The sequence below is a fragment of the Mycobacterium hackensackense genome (assembly GCF_025822555.1).
Lineage (GTDB): Bacteria > Actinomycetota > Actinomycetes > Mycobacteriales > Mycobacteriaceae > Mycobacterium > Mycobacterium fluoranthenivorans.
Window position 1 is genome coordinate 383,859 of record NZ_JACKUC010000030.1, and the last position, 20,717, is coordinate 404,575.

Annotated in this window: 16 protein-coding genes; 1 reads left to right on the plus strand and 15 read right to left on the minus strand. The window is 67.6% G+C overall.

The features are described from left to right. The first annotated feature begins 1 nt into the window (after position 1). Positions 2–913: an aldose 1-epimerase gene (locus tag H7J86_RS11345; RefSeq protein WP_267291005.1), complete on the plus strand. Its 912-nt coding sequence runs from the start codon at positions 2–4 to the stop codon at positions 911–913. Here the strand turns inward: H7J86_RS11345 and H7J86_RS11350 are convergent. The 15 genes from H7J86_RS11350 to H7J86_RS11420 form a co-directional block, all read right to left on the minus strand. After that, complete coding sequence (locus tag H7J86_RS11350; RefSeq protein WP_267291007.1) at positions 906–2,621, minus strand: diol dehydratase reactivase ATPase-like domain-containing protein; 1,716 nt, start codon at positions 2,619–2,621, stop codon at positions 906–908. The two genes, H7J86_RS11345 and H7J86_RS11350, sit on opposite strands and share 8 nt — an antisense overlap. Then, positions 2,618–2,962: a diol dehydratase small subunit gene (locus H7J86_RS11355; protein WP_090358664.1), complete on the minus strand. Its 345-nt coding sequence runs from the start codon at positions 2,960–2,962 to the stop codon at positions 2,618–2,620. Before H7J86_RS11355 ends, H7J86_RS11350 begins: the two co-directional genes overlap by 4 nt. Further along, positions 2,959–5,208, minus strand: a complete 2,250-nt coding sequence (locus tag H7J86_RS11360; protein ID WP_267291008.1) for a propanediol/glycerol family dehydratase large subunit — start codon at positions 5,206–5,208, stop codon at positions 2,959–2,961. The genes H7J86_RS11355 and H7J86_RS11360 overlap by 4 nt, the downstream gene beginning before the upstream one ends. A 97-nt stretch (positions 5,209–5,305) precedes the next feature. Next, positions 5,306–5,668, minus strand: a complete 363-nt coding sequence (locus H7J86_RS11365) for a heat shock protein transcriptional repressor HspR (RefSeq protein WP_090358660.1) — start codon at positions 5,666–5,668, stop codon at positions 5,306–5,308. Positions 5,669–5,750: 82 nt separating this feature from the next. Further along, entirely contained in the window at positions 5,751–6,941 is a 1,191-nt protein-coding gene (gene dnaJ, locus H7J86_RS11370; RefSeq protein WP_090358658.1) for a molecular chaperone DnaJ, read from the minus strand. 20 nt (positions 6,942–6,961) lie between these two features. Then, positions 6,962–7,558, minus strand: a complete 597-nt coding sequence (grpE, locus tag H7J86_RS11375) for a nucleotide exchange factor GrpE (RefSeq protein ID WP_267291010.1) — start codon at positions 7,556–7,558, stop codon at positions 6,962–6,964. Beyond that, a complete protein-coding gene (gene dnaK, locus H7J86_RS11380; RefSeq protein ID WP_090358654.1) occupies positions 7,555–9,405 on the minus strand; it encodes a molecular chaperone DnaK in 1,851 nt (616 codons plus the stop codon). Before dnaK ends, grpE begins: the two co-directional genes overlap by 4 nt. Before the next feature lie 590 nt (positions 9,406–9,995). After that, positions 9,996–10,592: a TetR/AcrR family transcriptional regulator gene (locus H7J86_RS11385; protein ID WP_090358653.1), complete on the minus strand. Its 597-nt coding sequence runs from the start codon at positions 10,590–10,592 to the stop codon at positions 9,996–9,998. 232 nt (positions 10,593–10,824) lie between these two features. Continuing rightward, positions 10,825–12,453 (minus strand): benzoylformate decarboxylase, encoded by a 1,629-nt coding sequence (gene mdlC / locus H7J86_RS11390; protein WP_267291012.1) that lies wholly within the window; start codon positions 12,451–12,453, stop codon positions 10,825–10,827. 53 nt (positions 12,454–12,506) lie between these two features. Then, complete coding sequence (locus H7J86_RS11395) at positions 12,507–13,259, minus strand: SDR family NAD(P)-dependent oxidoreductase (protein WP_090358649.1); 753 nt, start codon at positions 13,257–13,259, stop codon at positions 12,507–12,509. Positions 13,260–13,523: 264 nt separating this feature from the next. Next, positions 13,524–14,147, minus strand: coding sequence for a histone deacetylase (locus tag H7J86_RS11400; protein WP_267291014.1), 624 nt, complete (start codon positions 14,145–14,147; stop codon positions 13,524–13,526). Further along, positions 14,144–15,706: a peptide ligase PGM1-related protein gene (locus H7J86_RS11405; protein ID WP_090358647.1), complete on the minus strand. Its 1,563-nt coding sequence runs from the start codon at positions 15,704–15,706 to the stop codon at positions 14,144–14,146. The genes H7J86_RS11400 and H7J86_RS11405 overlap by 4 nt, the downstream gene beginning before the upstream one ends. Positions 15,707–15,710: 4 nt before the next feature. Further along, positions 15,711–17,231 carry a response regulator gene (locus tag H7J86_RS33385; RefSeq protein ID WP_267291016.1) on the minus strand — a complete coding sequence of 507 codons (1,521 nt, stop codon included), beginning with the start codon at positions 17,229–17,231 and terminating at the stop codon, positions 15,711–15,713. Further along, a complete protein-coding gene (locus H7J86_RS11415; protein WP_267291018.1) occupies positions 17,228–20,098 on the minus strand; it encodes an ATP-binding protein in 2,871 nt (956 codons plus the stop codon). Before H7J86_RS11415 ends, H7J86_RS33385 begins: the two co-directional genes overlap by 4 nt. A gap of 212 nt (positions 20,099–20,310) precedes the next feature. Next, positions 20,311–20,619, minus strand: a complete 309-nt coding sequence (locus tag H7J86_RS11420) for a hypothetical protein (RefSeq protein ID WP_187098085.1) — start codon at positions 20,617–20,619, stop codon at positions 20,311–20,313. Positions 20,620–20,717: the final 98 nt, after the last annotated feature.

Sequence of the window (20,717 nt, forward strand, 5' to 3'; positions counted from 1 at the left end):
GGTGGCTCAGTCCGATCCGGCGTTCCAGAACGTCACCCTGCACGACCCGTCGTCCGCGCTGACCGCCACCTTCGTGCCGGGTGCGGGCATGATCGGCACCTCCCTGGCCGAGGACGGCACCGAATACCTGGGGCAGCGGCGCGGCCTGGCCGCCTATGTGGCCGACGGGAAGACGATGGGTATCCCACTGCTGTATCCGTGGGCGAACCGGTTGAGCGCCAACAGCTATGCCGTCGACGGGGCGGTGGTGACACTGACCCCGGGCACCGGCGGGGTGCGCGCCGACGCGAACGGCCTGCCCATCCACGGTGTGTTGGCCGCCTACCCGGGCTGGCTGGTCACCGCCCGCACCGACAACCGGCTGACGGCCACCCTCGACTACAGCGGTAACCCGCGGCTGCTGGCCGCGTTCCCGTTTCCGCATGTGCTGACCCAGGACATCACCCTGGCCGACCGCACCCTGACCATCGCCACCACGGTCACCCCGACCACTGCGGCGCCGGTGCCGCTGTGTTTCGGCTACCACCCCTATCTGCAGATCCCGGGGGTACCGCGGGCCGAATGGGTGTTGCAGACCCCTGCGTTACAGCACCTGCCGGTGGACGAGGCCGGCATCCCGACCGGTGCGCAGCGGGAGTGGCCCGCCTCGGCCGAACCCCTCGGGACACGCACCCTCGACGACGGCTTCACCGGGGTGGAAGACGGTGCGGTGTTCGCACTGTCCGGTGGTGGGCGCCGTCTTGAGGTGACCTATGAGCAGGGCTACCCGGCGGCGCAGCTGTTCGCGCCCGCGGGCGACGATCTGGTGGCCGTCGAACCGATGGCCGCCACCACCGACGCGCTGCGCCGCGGCGACTACGCGGTGGCCGCCGGCGGCCCGGTGACGGCGCGGTTCTCCATCCGGGTCAGCTGACCTCGGACGCCCATTCCTGCTCAGCGGCCAGGTGCACCAGCCCGGACGCCACCGCGTAGCGGGGGCCGTGCACACCGTCGATGTGGGCGCGGCCCACCACCACTTCACCGCGCAGCGCCTCGCCGACGGTGCGGATCAGTTCGTCGTCCAGCGCCCCGCCGCCGGCCAACACGAGCACCGCGGGCATCCGGTCGAACGCGCGCAGGCAGCGCACGATGTTCGAGGCCACCGTCGCCTCCTTGACCGCCAGCCGCAGGCTGCGCCACTCCTCGGCGGCCAGCGTGCGGGAGAACGGCACCAGACCCGCACTACCGCGGGTGCACAACCGCCCGATCGCGTCCGCGGTGGCCGGAGTGTCCAGGAACACCCGCCGGCCGTCCTCTTCGTGGGCGAGATGCGGTCCCTCGACACGCAGCGCGGGGCTGCGTTTGACGCGTTCGGCCAGTGCCCGCGGGATGGACAGCACCCGGGCCACCGCCGAGGTGATGGTCTCCCCCGCGCCCGCCGCGGTGACCGTACGGCCCGCACCGACCAGATCGACTGTGCCGCCGCCGATATCGCAGACGATGACATCGTCTGGCAGCCCCGGTGTGGTCAAGGCGCCCCGTGCGGCGGCCGCGGGCTCCGCGGCCAGCGTGTGCGCGGGCCGGCCGGTCAGCTCGGTCATCGTCTCGGCGGCGTCGGCGACGTGGTCGGCAGCCAACAACGCCACCACGGCACCCCGGGTGTCGGCGACGCCACGCCGCAGCCAGGCCCCGTTGTCGATGGCCGCCAGATCGGTGAAATAGGCGTCGTCGACGGCGACCCCGTCCTCGGCGTGCTTACACGACCGCAGCCGCACCCGCACGGCGGTGCCCGGCGGTTCGGTCCGCAACAGCGGGTAGGCCTGTTCGGGTGAGAACCGTACGGTCTCACCCCGCACGACGCAGTCGACGTAATCGTCCTCGCTCGCCGGTGGTTCGGGTGCCCGGGTGCGGCGGGTCACCGCGATGGCGGGCGCATCGGCGAGCTCCCTGGTGAACTCGGCGACCCACGGCAGTTCGTCGGGGCTGATCTGCAAGGCGGCGGCCAGCGCGACGGGGTCGGCCAGCAGGCGGTAGGCGCTGCCGTCGGCGACCACCTCGACGGCGACCAGCACATCGGGGTCCAGCAGGTGGGTATCGGCCTCGTCGACGACGGGCACCCGAATCGGGATCCGGTTGGCGATCAGCACCGCGTCGTCCTCGGCGGCGAGCACCCCGGCGATGGTCCACCCGGCGGCCACCGCATCGCAGAGGTGTTGCGCGGCTTCCTCGTAGTCGATGGACGGACCGATCGAGACCACCACCGGATCCGGCGCGACGGGGCCGGTCAGGGCGTGGACCGGCACGTGCCGGCCGACCCCGTAGCCGGTGCCCGCCGGGGTGCTGGCGTCGGGACGGCGCAGGCTGATCACCGGCGAGCGCGGTGAGGCGGCCGGCGGCAGCGGGGCGGTTGCGGTGTCCACCGGCCGGATGGCCGAGAGCACCACCCGGTCGGCGGCCACCCCGGCGTCCACCTCGATCCGGGTCAGCAGTGCCGCCGCACCCTCCAGCGAATCTCGGGATCCCTTGCGGCCGCGCGTCGGCGCCTGACCGTGCGCCAGGGGTTCGGCGCGACCGGATCCCACCCGGGCCAGCACGATCTCGGTGGTGTGGTTGCCGATATCGATCCCGGCGATGGTCTTCAACGCAACAAGCCCCGCCTGGCATACACGACGGCGGCCTGCTCGACGAGTGCGCCGCAGCGCGTGGCGCCGCGGGTGTGCAGCGACACCCGCAGCGCCTCCAGTTCGGCGGCGGTCGAGCGGTACGGGCGCAGCGCCTCGTAGAGCGCCATCACCTCTTCGCCGTCCATGAGCGCCAATTCGGCTGCGCGCAGGAAGTTCTCGGCGAGCTGGGGGTTGCCGTGTTCTTCGGCGACGATGGCCTGGTGTGCCAGGGTGGCCGGGTCCATCTGCAGATCCGACAACCTCAACCGTCCCTCGACGGCGGCGGCGACGGTGTACTTGTCGGTGGGTTCGCCGGTCATGCCCGTGTCACCTCGACCGTGACGGGAGCGGCGCCGGGTTCGCTGGCCTCGCGCTCCAGGGCGACCAGTGCGACGGCCCGGGCGTGGTACCGCGCCGAGATCGATTCATCGGTGCCTCCGGTGAGAATGGGGACGGGAGCCATGCCCTTGGCGTGCCGGGCGGCATTGCGGCCGAGTTCGCGATAGTTGCGCGCGGTGAGCAGCGGGGCCACGCTGAACAGTTCCAGGTTGGCCAGCGGGGCCAGGTCACGGCGGTGTATGAGCGCAGTTCCTTTGCCCTGCAACCCTATTCCGATACCGGAGCCGGACAGTTTGGCGGCCGTCAGGCCGATCAGCCCGACGTCGATGGTGGAGCGCACCTGGACGAACCGGGGCACGCAGCCCTCCTCCTCCAGCCCGGCGGTGAGCTGCCGGATCGCCTCACCGACGGTCAGCCCGCACAGCGTCAGCCAGACGGTGCGGCCCAGCGCCGGGGAGAGCCCGATACAGACCTCGCGGGGGTTGGCGCCCTGGCGGGCTTCTTCGATCTCGGTGAGCACCAGGTGGCCCTGATGGTCGGCCTGGTCGGCGGTGAGTTCGGCGGTGGTGCGGGCCTGCCGGATATCGTCGATCTCAGCCCGGCGCGCCGCGGTGAGGGCGTATCCCGTTCCGGGACCGCGGTAGTCGTTGGGGTCGGTGACCTTGGACAGCACCCGCATCTGTTCGTCGAAGATGGCAGAGGTCTGCAACTGGTCGCCGCGCAGCCGTTCGGCGGTCAGCGCCATGATGGCCTCGGCCTCCTCGGTGTAGCCGGTGCGGTGCAACGCCGCCACCACGTCGAACACCGTCAACTGGCGGGCCTCGATGGACGCCGCGGCTTCGGCGACGGCCTTCGGGTCACCGGGCGGCAGGTCGCGGGAGTCGTTGGCGATGACGGCGGCGGTGACGCGGTCATCGTCGTAGTCGGCCAGGCCGAGATCGCGGTACACCGCCTGCACCGCGGTGGCGGCCCGCCGCCGCACCCGGGCCAGGTGTTCCTGACTGACCGTGCGCAGCCCGCCGTCGGCACCCCAGTCCCGTTGCAGGACAAGGAAGTCGTCCATATCGTCGGCGTTGAAGTTGGACAGCGCGAAGGCGTTGTCGTAGCGCGGGATGGAACCGAAGCCGGAGAAGATGAAATCGGCGCCGCCCAGCAGCACCGGCAGGGTGTGCGCGCTGCGGCGCACATCGGATTCCGAGATCAGGTTGTCGTTGCCCGCACAGGATTCCAGATCGCGCATCATCACCATGAGGTTCTCGGCGAGCAACTCCTTCATGCCCTCGGGCACCGAGGACACCACACCGACCCCGTCGATACCGCCGTTCTGCACCCCCTGGGAACCCAGCGCCCGCGCCAGTGACACGCAGCGCGATTCGAGATAGAGGATGGAGCACTTCTCGGCCGCGCCCATCAGCACCTCGGCCCCGCCGCCACTGGTGACCCGCATCTTCAGGCCCCGGGAGGCGTAGGCCGAGGTGAGTATCGCCTTGGAGAACGGGGTGTCGTCACCGTCGGTGAAGACCTGCTCGGTGCCGTACAGCGAGATGGTCTCGGCGTAACTGGTCAGGCCGCGCAGCCCCAGCCGGAGTTCCAGCGCCTCCTCGATGGAGCACTGTGCCATGGCCCCGGGTACCCCGACCTGCGAGCCGATCAGCAGCGCGACCGCGTTCGAGGGGGCATCGCCGAGCACCGGCACGGTGGTCTCGACCTCGCGGAAGCCGTAGGCCACCGCGCTGGCCGCGTCCGCGGCGATCAGCAGGGGGTCGTCGAGTTGGTTGGTGACGTGCGCCTGGTTGCTCGGGGTGCGCCGGGCCCGCATCTTGTGCATCGCGACCTGCATCTCGGCCGGGCTGAGCACCGCCACGACGCGCGCGAGCTTGGCCGGCGTGGTGCCGCCGATGAGGCGCACCACCTCGGCGCGGGGCACGTTGATATCGACGGTCATCCGGGCCAGCGTGACATCGTCGAGCGCCATGGCCTCCTCCGCCACGGACAGGTCGATACCGTACTGCGCGATGAATTCGTCGATCACGTCGAAGGATTCGGCCGGTTTCCCGTCCAGCTCCAGGACCTTGCCGGCGCGGAAGACCAGCGAGGGCTCGGGATCGAACGGGCTGTGCATGGCGGCCAGCCCGAGTTCGGGCGCGGTGACGCTGAACCCGTCGAGGTTGACGGGTTTGGCGTCCAGCACACGAAAACGGCCCAGTTGGGGCGAGGATTCGGCCATGTACCAAATCCTGCCCTGACTGGACCGTTTTCGTAAAGGGTTAGTCCATTTATCGGGTTACCCCAACCAAAAGACTGGGTGCGTGAGCGCCTCGGTTTCAGGCCTGATGTCGGCGCCGCGTGGCTGCGGGCTGCCACAGCACCACCGCGGTGCTCGGCTTGCGCACCCGGTCGAGCTCGGCGGACAGCTCGGCGACTCGGGCCTGCAACGCCTCGACCTGGTTGGTCAGCTCGATGATGCGCTTGATCCCGGCCAGGTTGACACCCTCGTCCTGGGACAGCCGCTGGACTTCACGCAGCAGATCGACATCGTGCTGCGAGTAGCGGCGGCCACCCCCGGAGGTGCGCTCCGGGCTGACCAGACCGAGCCGGTCGTAGGTGCGCAGGGTCTGCGCGTGCATACCGGCCAACTCGGCGGCCACCGAGATGAGGAAGGTACGAGCGTCGTTCTGCTTGCTCATCGGGACTCCATGCTCATCACAGGCTCCACGTTCTTCGCGCAAGCGCTCATCACAGGCTCAATGTTCTTCGCGCAAGCGCTCATCACAGGCTCCCCGCCCATCCCGCCCGCGGATCGAACCCACTGGCGCGTTCGGCCTTGGCATAGGCCTCCAGCGCCTCGGCCGCTTCACCCTCCAGGCTCGGCGGCACCGCGACCTTCACCGTGACCAACAGGTCGCCGTGACCACCGGAACGCTTCGGCACGCCACGGCCCCGGACCCGCAGGATCCGGCCGTCCGAGGTGCCCTTCGGCACCCGCACGCCCACTTTCCCCTCCAGGGTCGGAATGGAAAGCGTTGCGCCCAGCGCCAACTCGTGGAAGCTCACCGGAACGGTGACCGTCAGATCGTCACCGTCGCGACCGAACACCTTGTCCGGACGCACATGCACGGTGACGTACAGGTCGCCCGACGGTGCGCCGCGCAGCCCCGCCTCACCCTGGCCGGCCAACCGGATCCGCTGGCCGTCCTCGACGCCCGGCGGAATCCGGACGTTGATGGTGCGGGTCCGGGTGGTCACCCCGGTGCCCTTGCACTCGTCGCAGGGGTGCTCGATGATCGAACCGCTGCCGCGGCACTCGGTGCACGGCTCGGAGAATCCGAACGCGCCCTGGTTGCGGTTGATCACTCCGGCACCGTTGCAGTTCGGGCATACCTTCGGGCTGGTGCCCGGACGTGCCCCGCTGCCATGGCAATTCGTGCACGGAGCCGGGCTGGTGAGCCGCAGCGGCATCGCCACGCCCTTGGTGGCCTCCATGAACGAGAGCTCGGTTTCGGTTTCCAGGTCGTTGCCCCGCCGGGGCCGGCTCGGCCTGGGCTGCTGTGCGCCCCGGCCGAACAGGCCACCGAAGAGGTCACCGATGTTCGCCCCGCCGGCCTGGCCGGCTTGGTCGAACAGGTCACCCAGATTGAACTCGGCGCCATCAGAACTGAACCCACCGGGGCCGAAATTGCCCGCACCGCCGCCGCCACTGAACCGCCGGCCGAATCCGCCGCTGGCGAAGAGCCGACGGGTCTCGTCATACTCCTTGCGCTTGGCGTCGTCGGTCAGCACCTCTTTGGCTTCCGAGGCCGCCTTGTAACGGTCCTCGGCAGCCGTGTCACCGGGGTTACGGTCGGGGTGGTTCTCGGCCAGGATCTTGCGCGCGGCGCGCTTGATCTCGTCCTTGGTGGCGTCGGAGGAGACGCCGAGCTCCTTGTAGAAGTCCTTCTCGACCCATTCACGCTGGGCCATGCGTCACCTCCTTACGGTGCCTAGTCTTCTGATTCTGCGGGTTGTTCGGTGCTGGGCGCGGCATTGCCGACCGTGTCGACCACACCGACCATGGCGTGCCGCACCACCTGGTCGCCGACCTTGTAGCCCTGGCGCATCACGGTGCCCAGCACCGGGTTGGAACCGTCACCCTCGTGCTGCACGGCCTCGTGCAGCGACGGATCGAACGGATCCCCCTCGGCGCCGAACGCCGAAAGCCCAAGATTTTCAAGGGCGGTCACCAGTTTCTCGGCGACGGACTTGAGCGGCCCGGAATCCAGGTCACCGTGGCTGCGGGCCCGTTCCAGGTCGTCGAGCACGCCCAGCAACTGGGTGAGCACGGCAACCTTGGCACGGTCCGCGGTGACCTGTTGGTCGCGCAGCGCCCGCTTGCGGTAGTTGGCGAACTCGGCGTGGACCCGTTGCAGGTCCGCGGTCAGTTCGGCGATTTTCTCATCGCTTGGCGCGGTGTCCGCGGGAGCCGCCTCCCCAGATCCCTCTGGGGAGGTCGACTCCTGCTCGCGAACTTCACCGGTGACCGGATCGACGCGCCGTTTGTCGGTGATGGTCACCGGCTCGTGCGAATCGCTCTCGCTCACTTGCGCTCCTGATCCTCATCGACGACCTCGGCGTCCACCACGTTGTCGTCCGAGCCGGCCGAACCGGACTCGCCGGACGCCTGCTCGGCCTGGGTGGCCTCGTAGATGGCCTGGCCCAGGGCCTGGCTCTCGGTGCCCAGCTTCTCCATCGCCGACTTGATGGCGGCGATATCGGTGCCGGCCAGCGCCGTCTTGGCCTCGGCGATCGCGGAGTCCACCTTGGTCAAGGTGTCCTCGGGGACCTTGGATCCACCCTCGGCCTCACGCTGTTCCTTGACGAACTTCTCCGTCTGGTAGACCAGCGACTCGGCCTGGTTACGGACGTCGGCCTCTTCGCGACGCTGACGATCCTCCTCGGCGTGCGCCTCGGCATCCTTGATCATCCGGTCGATCTCCTCCTTGGAAAGGCCGGAGCCCTCCTGGATCTTGATCGTGTTCTCCTTGCCGGTGCCCTTGTCCTTCGCGGTGACGTGCACGATGCCGTTGGCGTCGATGTCGAAGGTGACCTCGATCTGCGGGACACCACGCGGGGCCGGCGGGATACCGGTCAGCTCGAAGGAGCCCAGCAGCTTGTTGTGCGAAGCGATCTCGCGCTCGCCCTGGAACACCTGGATCTGCACCGACGGCTGATTGTCGTCGGCCGTGGTGAAGGTCTCCGACCGCTTGGTGGGGATGGTGGTGTTGCGCTCGATCAGCTTGGTCATCACGCCACCCTTGGTTTCGATACCGAGGGACAGCGGGGTGACGTCAAGCAGCAGAACGTCTTTCACCTCACCCTTGAGGACACCGGCCTGCAGGGCAGCGCCCACGGCCACGACCTCGTCGGGGTTGACACCCTTGTTGGGCTCCTTGCCGCCGGTCAGTTCCTTGACCAGGTCGGTGACGGCGGGCATCCGGGTGGAACCACCCACCAGCACGACGTGGTCGATCTCGGAGACCGAGATACCGGCGTCCTTGATGACCGACTGGAACGGCTTGCGGGTGCGGTCCAGCAGGTCCTGGGTGATGCGCTGGAACTCCGACCGGGTCAGCTGCTCGTCGAGGAACAGCGGGTTCTTGTCGGCGTCGACGGTGATGTAGGGCAGGTTGATCGAGGTGCTCTGGCTGGAGCTGAGCTCGATTTTTGCCTTCTCGGCCGCTTCACGCAGCCGCTGCATGGCCATCTTGTCCTTGGTCAGGTCGATGCCGCTGGTGCCCTTGAACTTCTCCACCAGCCATTCGACGATCCGGTCGTCCCAGTCGTCGCCACCGAGGTGGTTGTCGCCGGACGTGGCGCGGACCTCGACGACACCGTCGCCGATTTCCAGCAGCGAGACGTCGAACGTGCCGCCACCGAGGTCGAAAACCAGGATGGTCTGTTCCTTCTCACCCTTGTCCAAGCCGTAGGCCAGCGCGGCCGCGGTCGGCTCGTTGACGATGCGGAGCACGTTGAGGCCGGCGATCTGGCCGGCTTCCTTGGTGGCCTGACGCTGAGCGTCGTTGAAGTACGCGGGCACCGTGATGACGGCGTCGGCGATGTCCTCGCCGAGGTAGGCCTCCGCGTCGCGCTTCAGCTTCTGCAGGATGCGAGCGCTGATCTCCTGCGGCGTGTAGTTCTTACCGTCGATCTCCACGGTCCAGTCGGTGCCGATCTCACGCTTGACCGAACGGATGGTCCGGTCGACGTTGGTCACCGCCTGGTTCTTGGCGGGCTGTCCGACCAGCACCTCGCCGTTGCGCGCGAACGCGACGACCGACGGGGTGGTCCGGGAGCCCTCGGAGTTGGCGACGACGACGGGGTCGCCACCTTCCAGCACTGAGACGACGGAGTTGGTGGTCCCGAGGTCGATACCGACCGCACGAGCCATAGTTGGTTCCTCCTGAAAAATTGCTGTTCGATGACACTGATTCGGATCTGAGCGAACCTCGCTCAAGCCTGCACCTGCGGGCGGCTGCCTGTCAAGCCAGAGTTGAGTCTGATGCACTCAAGTTGTCGAAATGGTCAACGGGTCATTCCACGGTTTTGTTCCCGGGACCGGCGACGTGGCGAAATCCACATCGGGTTGTTGGATTGTGAACAAGCTTCGGAGGCGTGTTGGAACGGCACCAACGCGTCGGACGCGGACATCGTCAACGCATGGCCCCGGCCATGACAGAGGCGCCACCCAGGCTCACTACGCATCCGCCGACGACGAATCTCTTTCGACGGACCGCAGCGAAGTCGATCCGATACGAGCAATACGCGGACTCCCTGCCCGCATTCCCGTCTCGAGGGCCGGGCAACGCAACTAATCGGAGGTGCCGGGACCATTCTCCGCAGAGCTTGCGCCAACATCGACAAGGCCGCCATGATCGGCACAATGGACGAGCGCGCCAATGCTATTCGATTGACAGGATTTCTCGGCCGACGTTTCGTTGTCGCCAGTTCCGGGAGGCGCAATACCGAATGGGCCACCTATCATGGACAACATTCGAGGCGCTCGAGGACAGCATCGACTGCGCGTTCCAAGGGAGCCGCATCTTGTTGGAACTGGCTGAGTATCACGCCGCCGAGCAGCGTTGCCACCGTTACGGTGGCCAGATTGTCCGCATCGACATTGAGGTCCAGCTCTCCGCTCTGGAGCATCGCGCGGTACCCATCGCGAACGTCGCGTTCAAATTGCCCTAGTCGTTCAACGGCGTAGACGTACAGCTTGTCGTCGAGGACTGCACTTCCCGGCGCCAGGATTGGGCATACGTTGTGGTGCAACGTCCTTCGGTATCGATCGACCAACTCACAGCACCACGCCCGCATTGCATCGACCGATGTGAAATCGCCACTCATAGGGTCGTTACTGGCCTCTTGGCCGTCTACATCGACGACCGCCAGAAGTAGGGATTCCCGGTTGGCGAAGTAGTGATAGATCTGTGAGCTACTGACCCTCGCCTCAGCACGGACGTCCTCGAGGGTCATCCGCGCTATACCCCGTACGCCGATGATTCGCGAAGCCGCCTCCACGATGCGCTGGCGGGTCCGCTGCCCTTTCGGAGTGAATTTTGTCGAGCGCCCGGTCATGACGCCATGGGTGTCCGCCGATGGGAGACGGCGCGGAACTCGGGCCGTTCTCGTGTGGGGCGAAAGGGGTCCCGCACCGTCCGCTGCCTCCCTGGACGGTCCGACACGTCGTCTCCGCCCGCGACCAGATACATAGGTACAGCGTACGCATCATGTCAATCGTGAGCACTTCGGGCCCACCCGTGTCGGTGACCTCAATGGCACGCATGTCGAGTGCTCTGGCTGGCGTCGGTCAGCCCAGATGGGGTAGTTCTGCCTGCGTCCGGACCACAATGACGGTAGGGGCGCTGGCTCGGAGGGCGGCCTCGACCTCACTGGCGAGTTCCTCAGTGGATTCCACGTTGGCCGCCCGGCATCCGAAGCCGGTGGCCAACGCGGCGATGTCAAGCCCGGGTAGGTCCAACCCCGGTACCCGCGGTGTGTTCTCCAGCAGTGCGAACGACTTCAGGACGACGTACGCGCCGTTGCGGAGCACGACGAAGACGATCGGCAGTTTGTGCTGGGCGGCGGTCCAGATCGCCTGGATTGAGTACTGGAATGACCCGTCACCGATGGTAGCGATGACAGGTCGTTCTGCTCCGCGGGCCCGGTTGCCCAGGGCCACTCCGACGGCGCCCGGTACGCCCCATCCGATGCCGCCGCTGCCGGTGGCGAAATGGCTGGCAGTCCGGGTCGTGGGCAGCCACTGCTGCATCTCGGCCATCGTCGAGGTCGACTCCATCACAACGACGGCGTCGTCGGGTCGAACGGCGCCCAACGTCGCGTACACCTCGTCGGCGGTCAACAACTCCGATGGCGCGGACGCCTTCACCGCTCGGTTTCGGTTGAAGGGCGTGGGCGCGGCCCGGTCCGACGGCGGATCGACCATCTCCACCAGCCTCTCCAACGCGATCCGGACATCGCCGACTGCGCTATCACCCACTGGCGCAACGGATGCCAGATGGGGGCTGGCGGTGATCTGCAGCAGTTCAGTACCTTCGGGCAAGTACTCGCCCGCGATGTAGGGGTAGTAGCGGAACACCTGAGCACCGATGACGACCACGAGGTCGTGTCCCTTCATGACTTGGTTGCATTCGGCGATCGTCATCGGCATCGACCCCGCGTAAAGCCTATGGTCCTCGGGGAAGGACGTGCGGTCGGCAAGTGCGCTACCGCGCACCGGCGCGCCCAGCTTCTCGGCGAATGCAACTCCGGCGGCCCAGCCGTCGGCCCGGTCGACCTCCGGCCCCAACATCAACAGCGGATTCGTGGCCCGGCTGATGCGGTCAGCAAAGCATCGCAGACGTTCGGGGTCCGGGCCGACGCGGTGACTGACACTTCGCACGACGGCAGGGCCGAGCGCAGGTTGGCGCCAGTCATCGAGCGGGATCGAGAGGAAGACCGGACCCATGGGCGGCTGCGTCGCTATCGCGTATGCCTGCATGAACGCGGCCGGTACGTCTTGTGCTCGCCCGGGTTCGAAGGACCACTTCACCCACGGCTGCGGCATCGTCGTGGCATCCCTGTTATTCAGATACGGGTCGCACAAGGACATTTCGCGGGTCTGCTGGCCTGCGGTGACAATGAGCGGGGTGTTGGCCCGAAATGCCGCGACGAGACTTCCCATCGCGTTACCAGTGCCGGCGGCGGTGTGCAGATTCACCAGTGCCGCCTTGCCGGTCGCCTGCGCGAAACCGTCGGCCATTGCCAGCGCCGAAGCCTCCTGCAAAGCCAGCACGTAGGTGAAATCGTCGGGAAAGTCCTGCAGGAATGTCTGCTCTGTCGAGCCGGGGTTGCCGAACACTGTCGTCAATCCCAACTTTCGCAGCAGGTCGTAGGTAGCGTCGTGGACCGTTCGGCTCGCTGGCGTGGCTGTCGTCATTGTTCTCACCGCTCTTTGGTTGGCAGATGTGTCAGTCGGCTTGGGAAGGTGCGCTACACGACAGTGCGTCCGCCGTCGACGGCGAGTGCCGCACCTTGTACGAAGCTCGCCGAGTCGCTTACCAAGAAGGCGACGGCGGCAGCGATCTCGCGCGGATCCGCGACTCGACCCGTTGGTGCCTGCGCGGCAAGGATGTCGAGCGATTCGCCGAGCGCGGCGGATCCAGGCGTTCTCGTCGGTCCAACCACAACCGTGTTCACCCGCACTCCGGACGGGCCGAACTCAGCAGCCCAACTCTTCGTGAGGAATTCCAGCGCGGCTTTGGTGGCCCCGTACACCGACATACCCGGCAACGCTAAACGGCCGGCGATGCTGGAGACATTGACGACCGCGCCTTTCCCCGCTGCGGCCATTCCCGGCGCCAGGGAAGCCACCAAGAAGTAAGGGGCTGCCAGGTTGGTCGCCACGACTGTATGGAACTCGTCGGCGGGAAACTGAGCGGTCAACGCCACACTGCCCATAGCAGCGTTGTTGATCAGGATGTCAATGGCTCCACCTGCAAGCTCCTGGGCGCGCAGGGCCAACTCCATCGCCGCCTCCGCGCCGCCGGCGAGATCGGCTTGGACGAAATCCGCCCGACCGCCGTCGCGTCGAATGTCAGCCACGACTTCTGCGCCGCGAAGCGCATCCCGGCCGCACACGAGTACGGCGGTACCTCGGTCGGCGAGAGTTCGCGCGATCGCCGAGCCGATCCCGCTGGTGGAGCCCGTTACGAGAGCAGTCGAACCGGTCGTGTAAGAGGTCATGCCATCGAACGTAGAGTTAAAATTCTGGAATATCCAATCCAAAAGTGTTGCCCGGCAAGCATATTTGAATCTTTTGAGGTAGTTGCGCGAGGAAACATATCGACGCACACGAGACTCGGGACGATCCGGACCGCCCTCACCGACACCGCAGATTGCGCTTCTACTGATACGACCTATCGACACCCGCTCAGGGATCGGTGTTCCGCGAGTTTTCGTCACAACCCGCTTTTCTGTGCGCTCGGCCCCGGCGCGGTCGGTGGTGGCCTACCCGAACTGGAGCAGCCGCAGCTGCCGGGCCGTCCACCCTGGGGTGACACCAGAAGCTCCCAGCAGATAGTCGCTCCGCTGTTCCGCGGTCCAGCCGAAGGTCTCACCGAGGCCGTCCAGCACCGTGCGAAGGTAAGGCACCGACGGTGTCCGCGGTTGCAGGTCCCGCAATGACGTCAGGGTGAACATGGGCAGCCCGTCGAGATGGCCCACATGCAGCAGGGTCTCGTACACCCTCGACGGCAGTGCCCAACCGTGTCCGACCTCCGCGCCGGGCACCAGAGCGCTGCCCACCGGATGCCGGATCTCCTGGGCGACGACGTCGACGAGCTGGCCGAACCGCACCAGGTAGGCGCGGGCGGCCAGCCCCCCTCCGCGGGCGGGGTCGTAGAACGCCATGCCGCCGCCCCACACCGTCGAGCGGCCCGCGAAGACCAGCCCGCCCGGGAGCACCGTCGCGGCACTCTCGGTCGGCAGGGTTTGATCGCGGCACCCCGTGTACGTGCGGCGCGCACCCGCCGGCCGGCCGCCGGCGAGGTAACAGCGGAAACGCGCCGCGCACAGGTTCGATCCGTACGCGACGTACCAGACGGGATCCGCGGTCCCCGGTCTCGGGATCAACCGACGAGGATTCCTTCTTCGCGGGCCGCGGTCGCCTCGGCGAGCAGCACCGACTGCGCCCGCTCGTACACCAGCCGGGCCTCCCCGGGACTGTCACCCACCGCGGTCAGTCCCACCCGTCCGCACTCGGTGAGGCAGCTGATCATATGGAAAACGACCCCCGTACAACGTGATTGATCGAAGTGCAGGCCGTGGACCACCGTGATGTCGAACAGGTCCGCGACCGTGAGTGCCTTCAACCGGTCGTCTTCCAGGTGGTCGGTGGCGACCAGGTACTTGGGCACCCCCGCGGGGGTGCGGAACATCCCGTCCGTGCCGTCGTAACTCCCGCCGGTGAGGAATTGCAGGGTCAGGAACGGGTGGGTGGTGCCGCCCTTGCGCAGGTTCAGTTCGATGGCGTACGGGGTCCAGCCACCGCTGTCGTCCTGCACCACCACGTAATCCACCGCGAATCGGCCGAGCACACCGAGGCCGGCGAGGTGCCGCCCGATCACCATCGCGGATTCGGCGATGGCCGCGGCGTAGGCGGGATCTGCCGGGAACTGGCAGCCCAGATACTGCTGGCCGCTCTTGCCGCCCAGCAACTGGTCGTGGGTGGACAGCAGTTCGACGGTGCCGTCCGGCAACGCCCGCATCTGCACACTCGGGCTGGTCAGCGCGCGCCCGGTGATCCGCTCCTCGACGATGCCGCCGTGCCGGCCGAAAGCCTCCAGATACACACTCAGCGACAGGTTGTCGGCCTCCAGCCGCATCGCGTGCACCCGTTCGGTGATGATCGCCGCCTCGTCGGGCGACCCACAGGCGGGCAGCCCCCGCAGGTCCACCAGCGCGTTACCCTGGCCGGAGACACCCTCGTTGAGTTTCACGATCGCCTCGGTCAGCGACGGGCGCCGCACCCGCATCGCCTGAATGCCGGCGACGATATCGTCGACCGAGCGCAGCCCCTCGGCTCCGACCGGGCACGGCACCGCGAGTTCGGAGAACATCCGCCGGCACCCGCTCTTGCCGCCGAGGTCGGCGAAGCGGGGGTCCGAGCCGTACATCGGGATACCCAGGGCCAGGGCGATGTCCCGCTCCAACGGGGTGGTGTTGTACGGGATCAGGTGGCTGCGGCGCTGATTCGGGATCAGCGCCCGGATCTCACGGAGCAGCCTTGGCCGCGCGAGCAGTTTCGCGCTCAGCGGTTCCGGTGCGGCATCGCCGACCGCCACCAGCGTGAGCCTGGCGCGGGCATGGGTGGGGATCACGCCGGGCAGCAGCCCGAGGTAGTACTCCACGATCGATTCGGAGACCGGCTGCGATGTCACATAGATCATCCGCAACCGCGGTTGGCGCAACAGCAGGAGCAGGAACAGCGCCCGTTCCTCCATGGCGGCCATGATGGTTCCGCTGCGGGCGGTCGGTCGCTCGATGCTGATCGAGGGAACCACGACCACCGATTCGTCCTCGAGTCCCAGCCGCATCGACTCCCACACCGAGGGCATGGTCCGCTGCAGATCCTCGAAGGTGCGGTAGCGCTCCGCGTCGTCCAGAAGTGCCAACGTCCGGGTATCGGGCATGGTGTCACCAATCCTTCTTGTCTGGCTCCGGTGGCGGTGCGATGCCGTTGACGTGGTGGACACGCACCGATCGGCTGAATCCCTTGGGTTGCACATCTCCGAACAGTTCCGAGGTGCAGATCTCCGCGATGGGCGCGAGGACCCGGTTGGTGACCAGCACCTGCCACGGCCCGGCGTCTCCGCACAACCGGGCCGCGAGATTGGTGACGCTGCCGATGGCGGCATAGTCGAATCGACCCTCGAACCCGATCCGGCCCAGCGTCGCAAAACCTTGCGCGATACCGATACCCAGCGCCAGGTCGTAGCCGTTGCGCTCCCAGCGCACCGCGAGCTCGCGCACTTCGTCGCGGATGCCCAAGGCCGTCCGAACGGCACGTTCGGCTGGATCTTCGCACGGCACAGGGTCGTTGAAGAACACCATGATCCCGTCGCCGGTGAACCGCTCGAGAGTGCCCCCGTAGGCGTGGACCAGCGAACCGATGACGCGGTGATACTCGGCGAGCACCCCCATCACCTCCTCGGGCTCACTGGTCTCGGCGAACGGGGTGAACTTGCGCAAGTCGGTGAACAGCACCACGACCTCGCGACGGTGACTGCTGAGCAGGCTCTCGTCGCCCACCACCAGATCGACCAATTGTGGCGACAGGAAACGGCGCAACCGGTTGGTGCGTTCCAGATCGGCCACCTGCCGGGCCACCCGGGCCTCCAACTCGCGGTTCCATTCCGCCAACTCGTCGGCCTGACGCCGGATGGTGTCCTGGAATCGTTTGATCCGCGCCAACGATGCGACCCGGGCGAGCAACTCGCTCTGGTCGAAGGGTTTGGAGACGAAATCGTCGGCCCCGGATTCCAGTGCGGTGAGCCGTTGTTCACCGCCGCTGGCGGTGATCATCACCACGGGCAGGAACTCGGTCGACGGGACGGCGCGAATCCGGCGACAGACCTCGTGTCCGTCCATCTCCGGCATCACGACGTCCAGCAGCACCAGGTCGATGTTCTCGCGGGACAGTATGTCCAGCGCCTCCGCCCCGGACGCCGCCGTGACGATCCGGTAGCCGTGCGGTGTCAGCACCGCCTCCAGCAACCGCAGATTGGCCGGGGCGTCGTCCACCGCGAGGATGGTCACGGCGGCGGCCTCGTCGGTGGCGGCCGGCGCCGCGGCCAGGAACTCCTCGATCTGCCCGGGCAGGGCACGCACACTGATCGGCTTCTCGAGGTAACCGTCGAATCCGGCCTGCGCGGCGCGTTCCCGATCCTCGGCCATCGCCAGCGCGGTGACGGCCACGACGGGTACGCCGGGCCGGAGAATGCCCTGCCGCAACCGGTGTAGCGTCTCGAAGCCGTCGATTCCGGGAAGCTGCAGGTCCATCAGTACGAGATCGGGTGGGTCCTGTTGGGCCAGACGCAGACCGTCCTCCCCCGATCGCGCCTCGGACACCTGGTGCCCGGCGAACTGGAGGATGTCGCGCACCAGTTTGAGATTGAGCGTGTTGTCCTCGATCACGAGGACGCGCCGGCCGCTCACGACGACCCCGCCGCGGGCAGCACGCCCACGCTGCGCAGCGCACCGACGAGTTCGTCCCGGCGCACCGGCTTGAGCAGATACGCGGCCGCACCCAAGGCCAGTCCCCGGGAGCGGTGGTCCACCGTCGAGGCGATCACCACCGGGATCGTCGCGGTGGCGGGATCGGCCTTGAGCGCTTCGAGCACCTGCCAGCCGTCCAGCCGGGGCAGCCGCACCTCGAGCACCACGGCGACGGGCCGCACCGCACGAATCAGGTCGACGGCCTTGTCGCCGTCCCACGCGCGCATGACATCGACGGGGAACTGCCCCAGGTAGGCGTCGACCAGATCCTGCGATGCCCGGTCCTCGTCGAACACCAGCACCACCGGCTGCCCGTCGGGACGGGCCACGCCGTCGGCGGCGGCCTGCGCGGGCAGGCCCGGGACCGAGAACCCGAAGGTGCTCCCTGCCCCCACGGTGCTGTCCAGCCACATCCGGCCGCCGAACAGTCTGACGATGCGCCGCGACAAGGTCAGACCGAGGCCGGTGCCCTCCTCTTTCGGAGCGCCGCGGCCGCCCTGCTGGAAGGACTCGAAGATCCGGTCCTGATCCTCCGGCGGCACCCCGATTCCGGTGTCGGTCACCGTCACCACCAGGTGGGTACCCTCCCGCTCGGCACGCACGGAGACGCTCCCGCCGTCCGGGGTGAACTTCACCGCGTTGGAGAGCAGGTTGAGCAGCACCTGCTTGAACCTGCGCTCGTCGGCCTCGATCAGTTCGACATCGCCGCCGATGTGGACGGTGAGTTCGATATCGTGCTGGGCGGCCCGCTCACGGACCATGGCCAGCGCGGCCTCCACGACGGTACCGACCACGAAAGTGCTTGGCTCAAGCTCCATCTGGCCGTCCTCGACCTTGGACAGATCCAGGATCTCGTTGATGAGCTCGAGCAGGTGCTGACCCGAGTTGCGGATATCGCGCAGATACTCGTCCTGGCGTTCGTTGACCTCACCGAACATCCGGTCCAGCAGGACTTCGGAGAACCCGATCACCGCGTTGAGCGGGGTTCGCAGTTCGTGGGACATGCTCGCCAGGAACTCGGATTTGTGTCTGCCCGCGATCTCGAGCTCGCGGGTCTTGGTCTCCAATTCGCCGAACAGCCGCGCGTTGACGATGGCCAGGGCCGACTGGCTGGCGAACGCCTCGAGCATCTCGATCACATCGGGTGGGAACGATCCCGTTCCGCGCCGCCGGATCACCAGGACCCCGACCATCGTGTCGCTGCGGACCATCGGGACCGCGAGCATCGAGCGCCAACCCTCACGCAACACGGCGTCCAGATAAGGGTCGGGCTCCGCCTGTGCGATATCGGCGATCTCCAGCACCCTGCGCTGCAGCGCCGTCCGCGCCACCACCGTGGAGTGGCGATCGATCGCCATCAGCCGCAGCCGGGCGAGCAGTTCCGGGCTGCCGCCGAACGACGCGCGCACATCGAACGAGTCGGTGGATTCGTGGTACTCCAGGATCGATCCGCCGTCGGTGCCCAGGGTGATGTCACCGAAACCCAGATTGGTCAGGCGCACGGCATTCCGGACGATCTGGTCGAGCACCTCATCCAGATCGAGGCTGGAGCCGACCGCCTCACCCACCTCCCGCAGCGCCTCCAGCTGCGCGACCTTGCTGGCCAGCTCGGCTCCCCTGGATTCCAGGCTGCGCATCAGGTCTACCTGCCGCAGCACGATCGCCCCCTGCGCGGCGAACTCTTCGAGCAACTCCCGTTCCCTGGCGTCGAACGGCGCCACCTCGGTGCGCCACATGGACAGCACGCCGACCACCTCGTCGGCCACGATCATCGGGGTGGACAACAAGGTGCGGAACCCGGCCAGCCGCTGCAGGTCCAGGCGTCCGTAGTCGTCGTCCTTGAGCACATCGGCAACCTGATGGGTGCACATGTCCTCGGCTGCCCGCCCGACGGTCGACAGCCTGTTCCTGGCGATCGGATGGGCCACCAGCAGCCGGCGATACTCCTCCGGGGTCTCCGCGGACACGCGTGAGACGTGGAACATATCGCCGCTGAGCAGGAAGAGCTGGGCGGCGCGTGCCCGGCACAGCCTGGCGGCGTACTCGACGACCGTATCGAGCACGGCACCGGGATTGGCGACATCGCGCGCCAGCGCGGACAGGATCTCCCGGCTGGACGCGGATTGTTCGCGGGCGTCCCGCAGCTCGCGGTGCAGCTGGAACGAGTCTCTCGACGTGCGGGCGGTCCGCTCGCCCGGATCGGGTGCCGCTTGCTCGTTCGCGACCCGCACGAGCGTGATCGTGGTCCACGCTCCGACGTGGATGCGGTCACCGTCCTTCAGCGGCGTCTCGACATCGCTGCCGAGCAGGTCTGCACTGCCGTTGAGGCTGGTTCCGTTCGTGGACCCCAGATCGATGATCGTCGGCCCGGTCTCCCGCAACCGCACCATGGCATGCCGGGCGGACACCCCGCGGTCGGCGGGCTCGGCGCCGAGGTCGATATCCGGTGCCGCATCCCGGCCGTCGGCCCGCCTTCCGATGAGAGTCTCCTTGCCTCGCAGAGTGATTCGACGTTGCTCGAAGGCCTGCGGGTAGGCCGGCGAATCGAGTTCGCTGCGTGCGGCGACGCGGTCGTAGAAGTCGCGGTCGGCGGTCACCACGGCCACCCATTCCGCGGCCGGTCCGGTGTCGACCCCGCAGCCCTCGCAGAACCGTCCGCTGCGGTGCGCCCCACAGGTGGGACACACCGTGACGGCAGGCGAAACGGGCTGTGCCGGTGCGCTTTCACCGGCACCGGCGACGGGTTCGCCGCAGATATCGCAGAAGTCCCCGGCGGCCGACGAATGCCCCCCGGCGCACGTCGTCATCCGAAGGTCTCGCACATCCGCGCGGTGGCCGCCAGAGTGCCCCGATCGCTCATGATCCCTCTATCGTCAGCCCTCTTCGAGGCGATGGTAACCGCCCGTTCGACGCGGCGGCGGGCAATGACCGTTTGACGGTGCCCGGCCGGGCATGAAGCCCGGCTGCCCTGCGCCACAACATAGTTGCCGAAGCAAGCACTCGCGTCGGGCGTCGTCGGTCAGCACCCGACATCCACGTAGACGGTCTTGCTGAGCAAGGTGGTGACCAGGCTGGTGCCCGCCCCAGGCGCGCCGGTGTCGGTGCGGGAGTAAAGCTGACCGGGCCGGACCGACCGGACCGAACAGTCCGCACCCACCGCGGTGCCGATCCGGTCCACGATGACGGTGTAGCCCTGCGCCTCCAGATCGGCGATGGTCGCATCGACGGTGGAGGGTCCGGCGGGGGCGGCGACGGCGGGCCGGGCGTCGCCCAGCAACGCGGCGAGCAGTGCGGCCGTACCGACGGCGCAGATGAGGATGTTCTTCATGATCGTGCCTTCCTCGGGTGTCCGGCGGAACCTCCGTTCAGGTCCCGATGAAGGCAATCGTGGGCCGGTTCGGACCCGGTGGACTGAGTAGCGGACCA

Excerpts from the sequence above, each read along its gene's own strand:
- H7J86_RS11355 (WP_090358664.1), bottom strand. The coding sequence starts at position 2,962 with ATGACCGGCGAACCCACCGACAAGTACACCGTCGCCGCCGCCGTCGAG.
- H7J86_RS11360 (WP_267291008.1), bottom strand. The coding sequence starts at position 5,208 with ATGGCCGAATCCTCGCCCCAACTGGGCCGTTTTCGTGTGCTGGACGCC.
- H7J86_RS11365 (WP_090358660.1), bottom strand. The coding sequence starts at position 5,668 with ATGAGCAAGCAGAACGACGCTCGTACCTTCCTCATCTCGGTGGCCGCC.
- dnaJ (WP_090358658.1), bottom strand. The coding sequence starts at position 6,941 with ATGGCCCAGCGTGAATGGGTCGAGAAGGACTTCTACAAGGAGCTCGGC.
- dnaK (WP_090358654.1), bottom strand. The coding sequence starts at position 9,405 with ATGGCTCGTGCGGTCGGTATCGACCTCGGGACCACCAACTCCGTCGTC.
- H7J86_RS11385 (WP_090358653.1), bottom strand. The coding sequence starts at position 10,592 with ATGACCGGGCGCTCGACAAAATTCACTCCGAAAGGGCAGCGGACCCGC.
- mdlC (WP_267291012.1), bottom strand. The coding sequence starts at position 12,453 with ATGACGACAGCCACGCCAGCGAGCCGAACGGTCCACGACGCTACCTAC.
- H7J86_RS11395 (WP_090358649.1), bottom strand. The coding sequence starts at position 13,259 with ATGACCTCTTACACGACCGGTTCGACTGCTCTCGTAACGGGCTCCACC.
- H7J86_RS11405 (WP_090358647.1), bottom strand. The coding sequence starts at position 15,706 with ATGCCCGATACCCGGACGTTGGCACTTCTGGACGACGCGGAGCGCTAC.
- H7J86_RS11415 (WP_267291018.1), bottom strand. The coding sequence starts at position 20,098 with ATGACGACGTGCGCCGGGGGGCATTCGTCGGCCGCCGGGGACTTCTGC.
- H7J86_RS11420 (WP_187098085.1), bottom strand. The coding sequence starts at position 20,619 with ATGAAGAACATCCTCATCTGCGCCGTCGGTACGGCCGCACTGCTCGCC.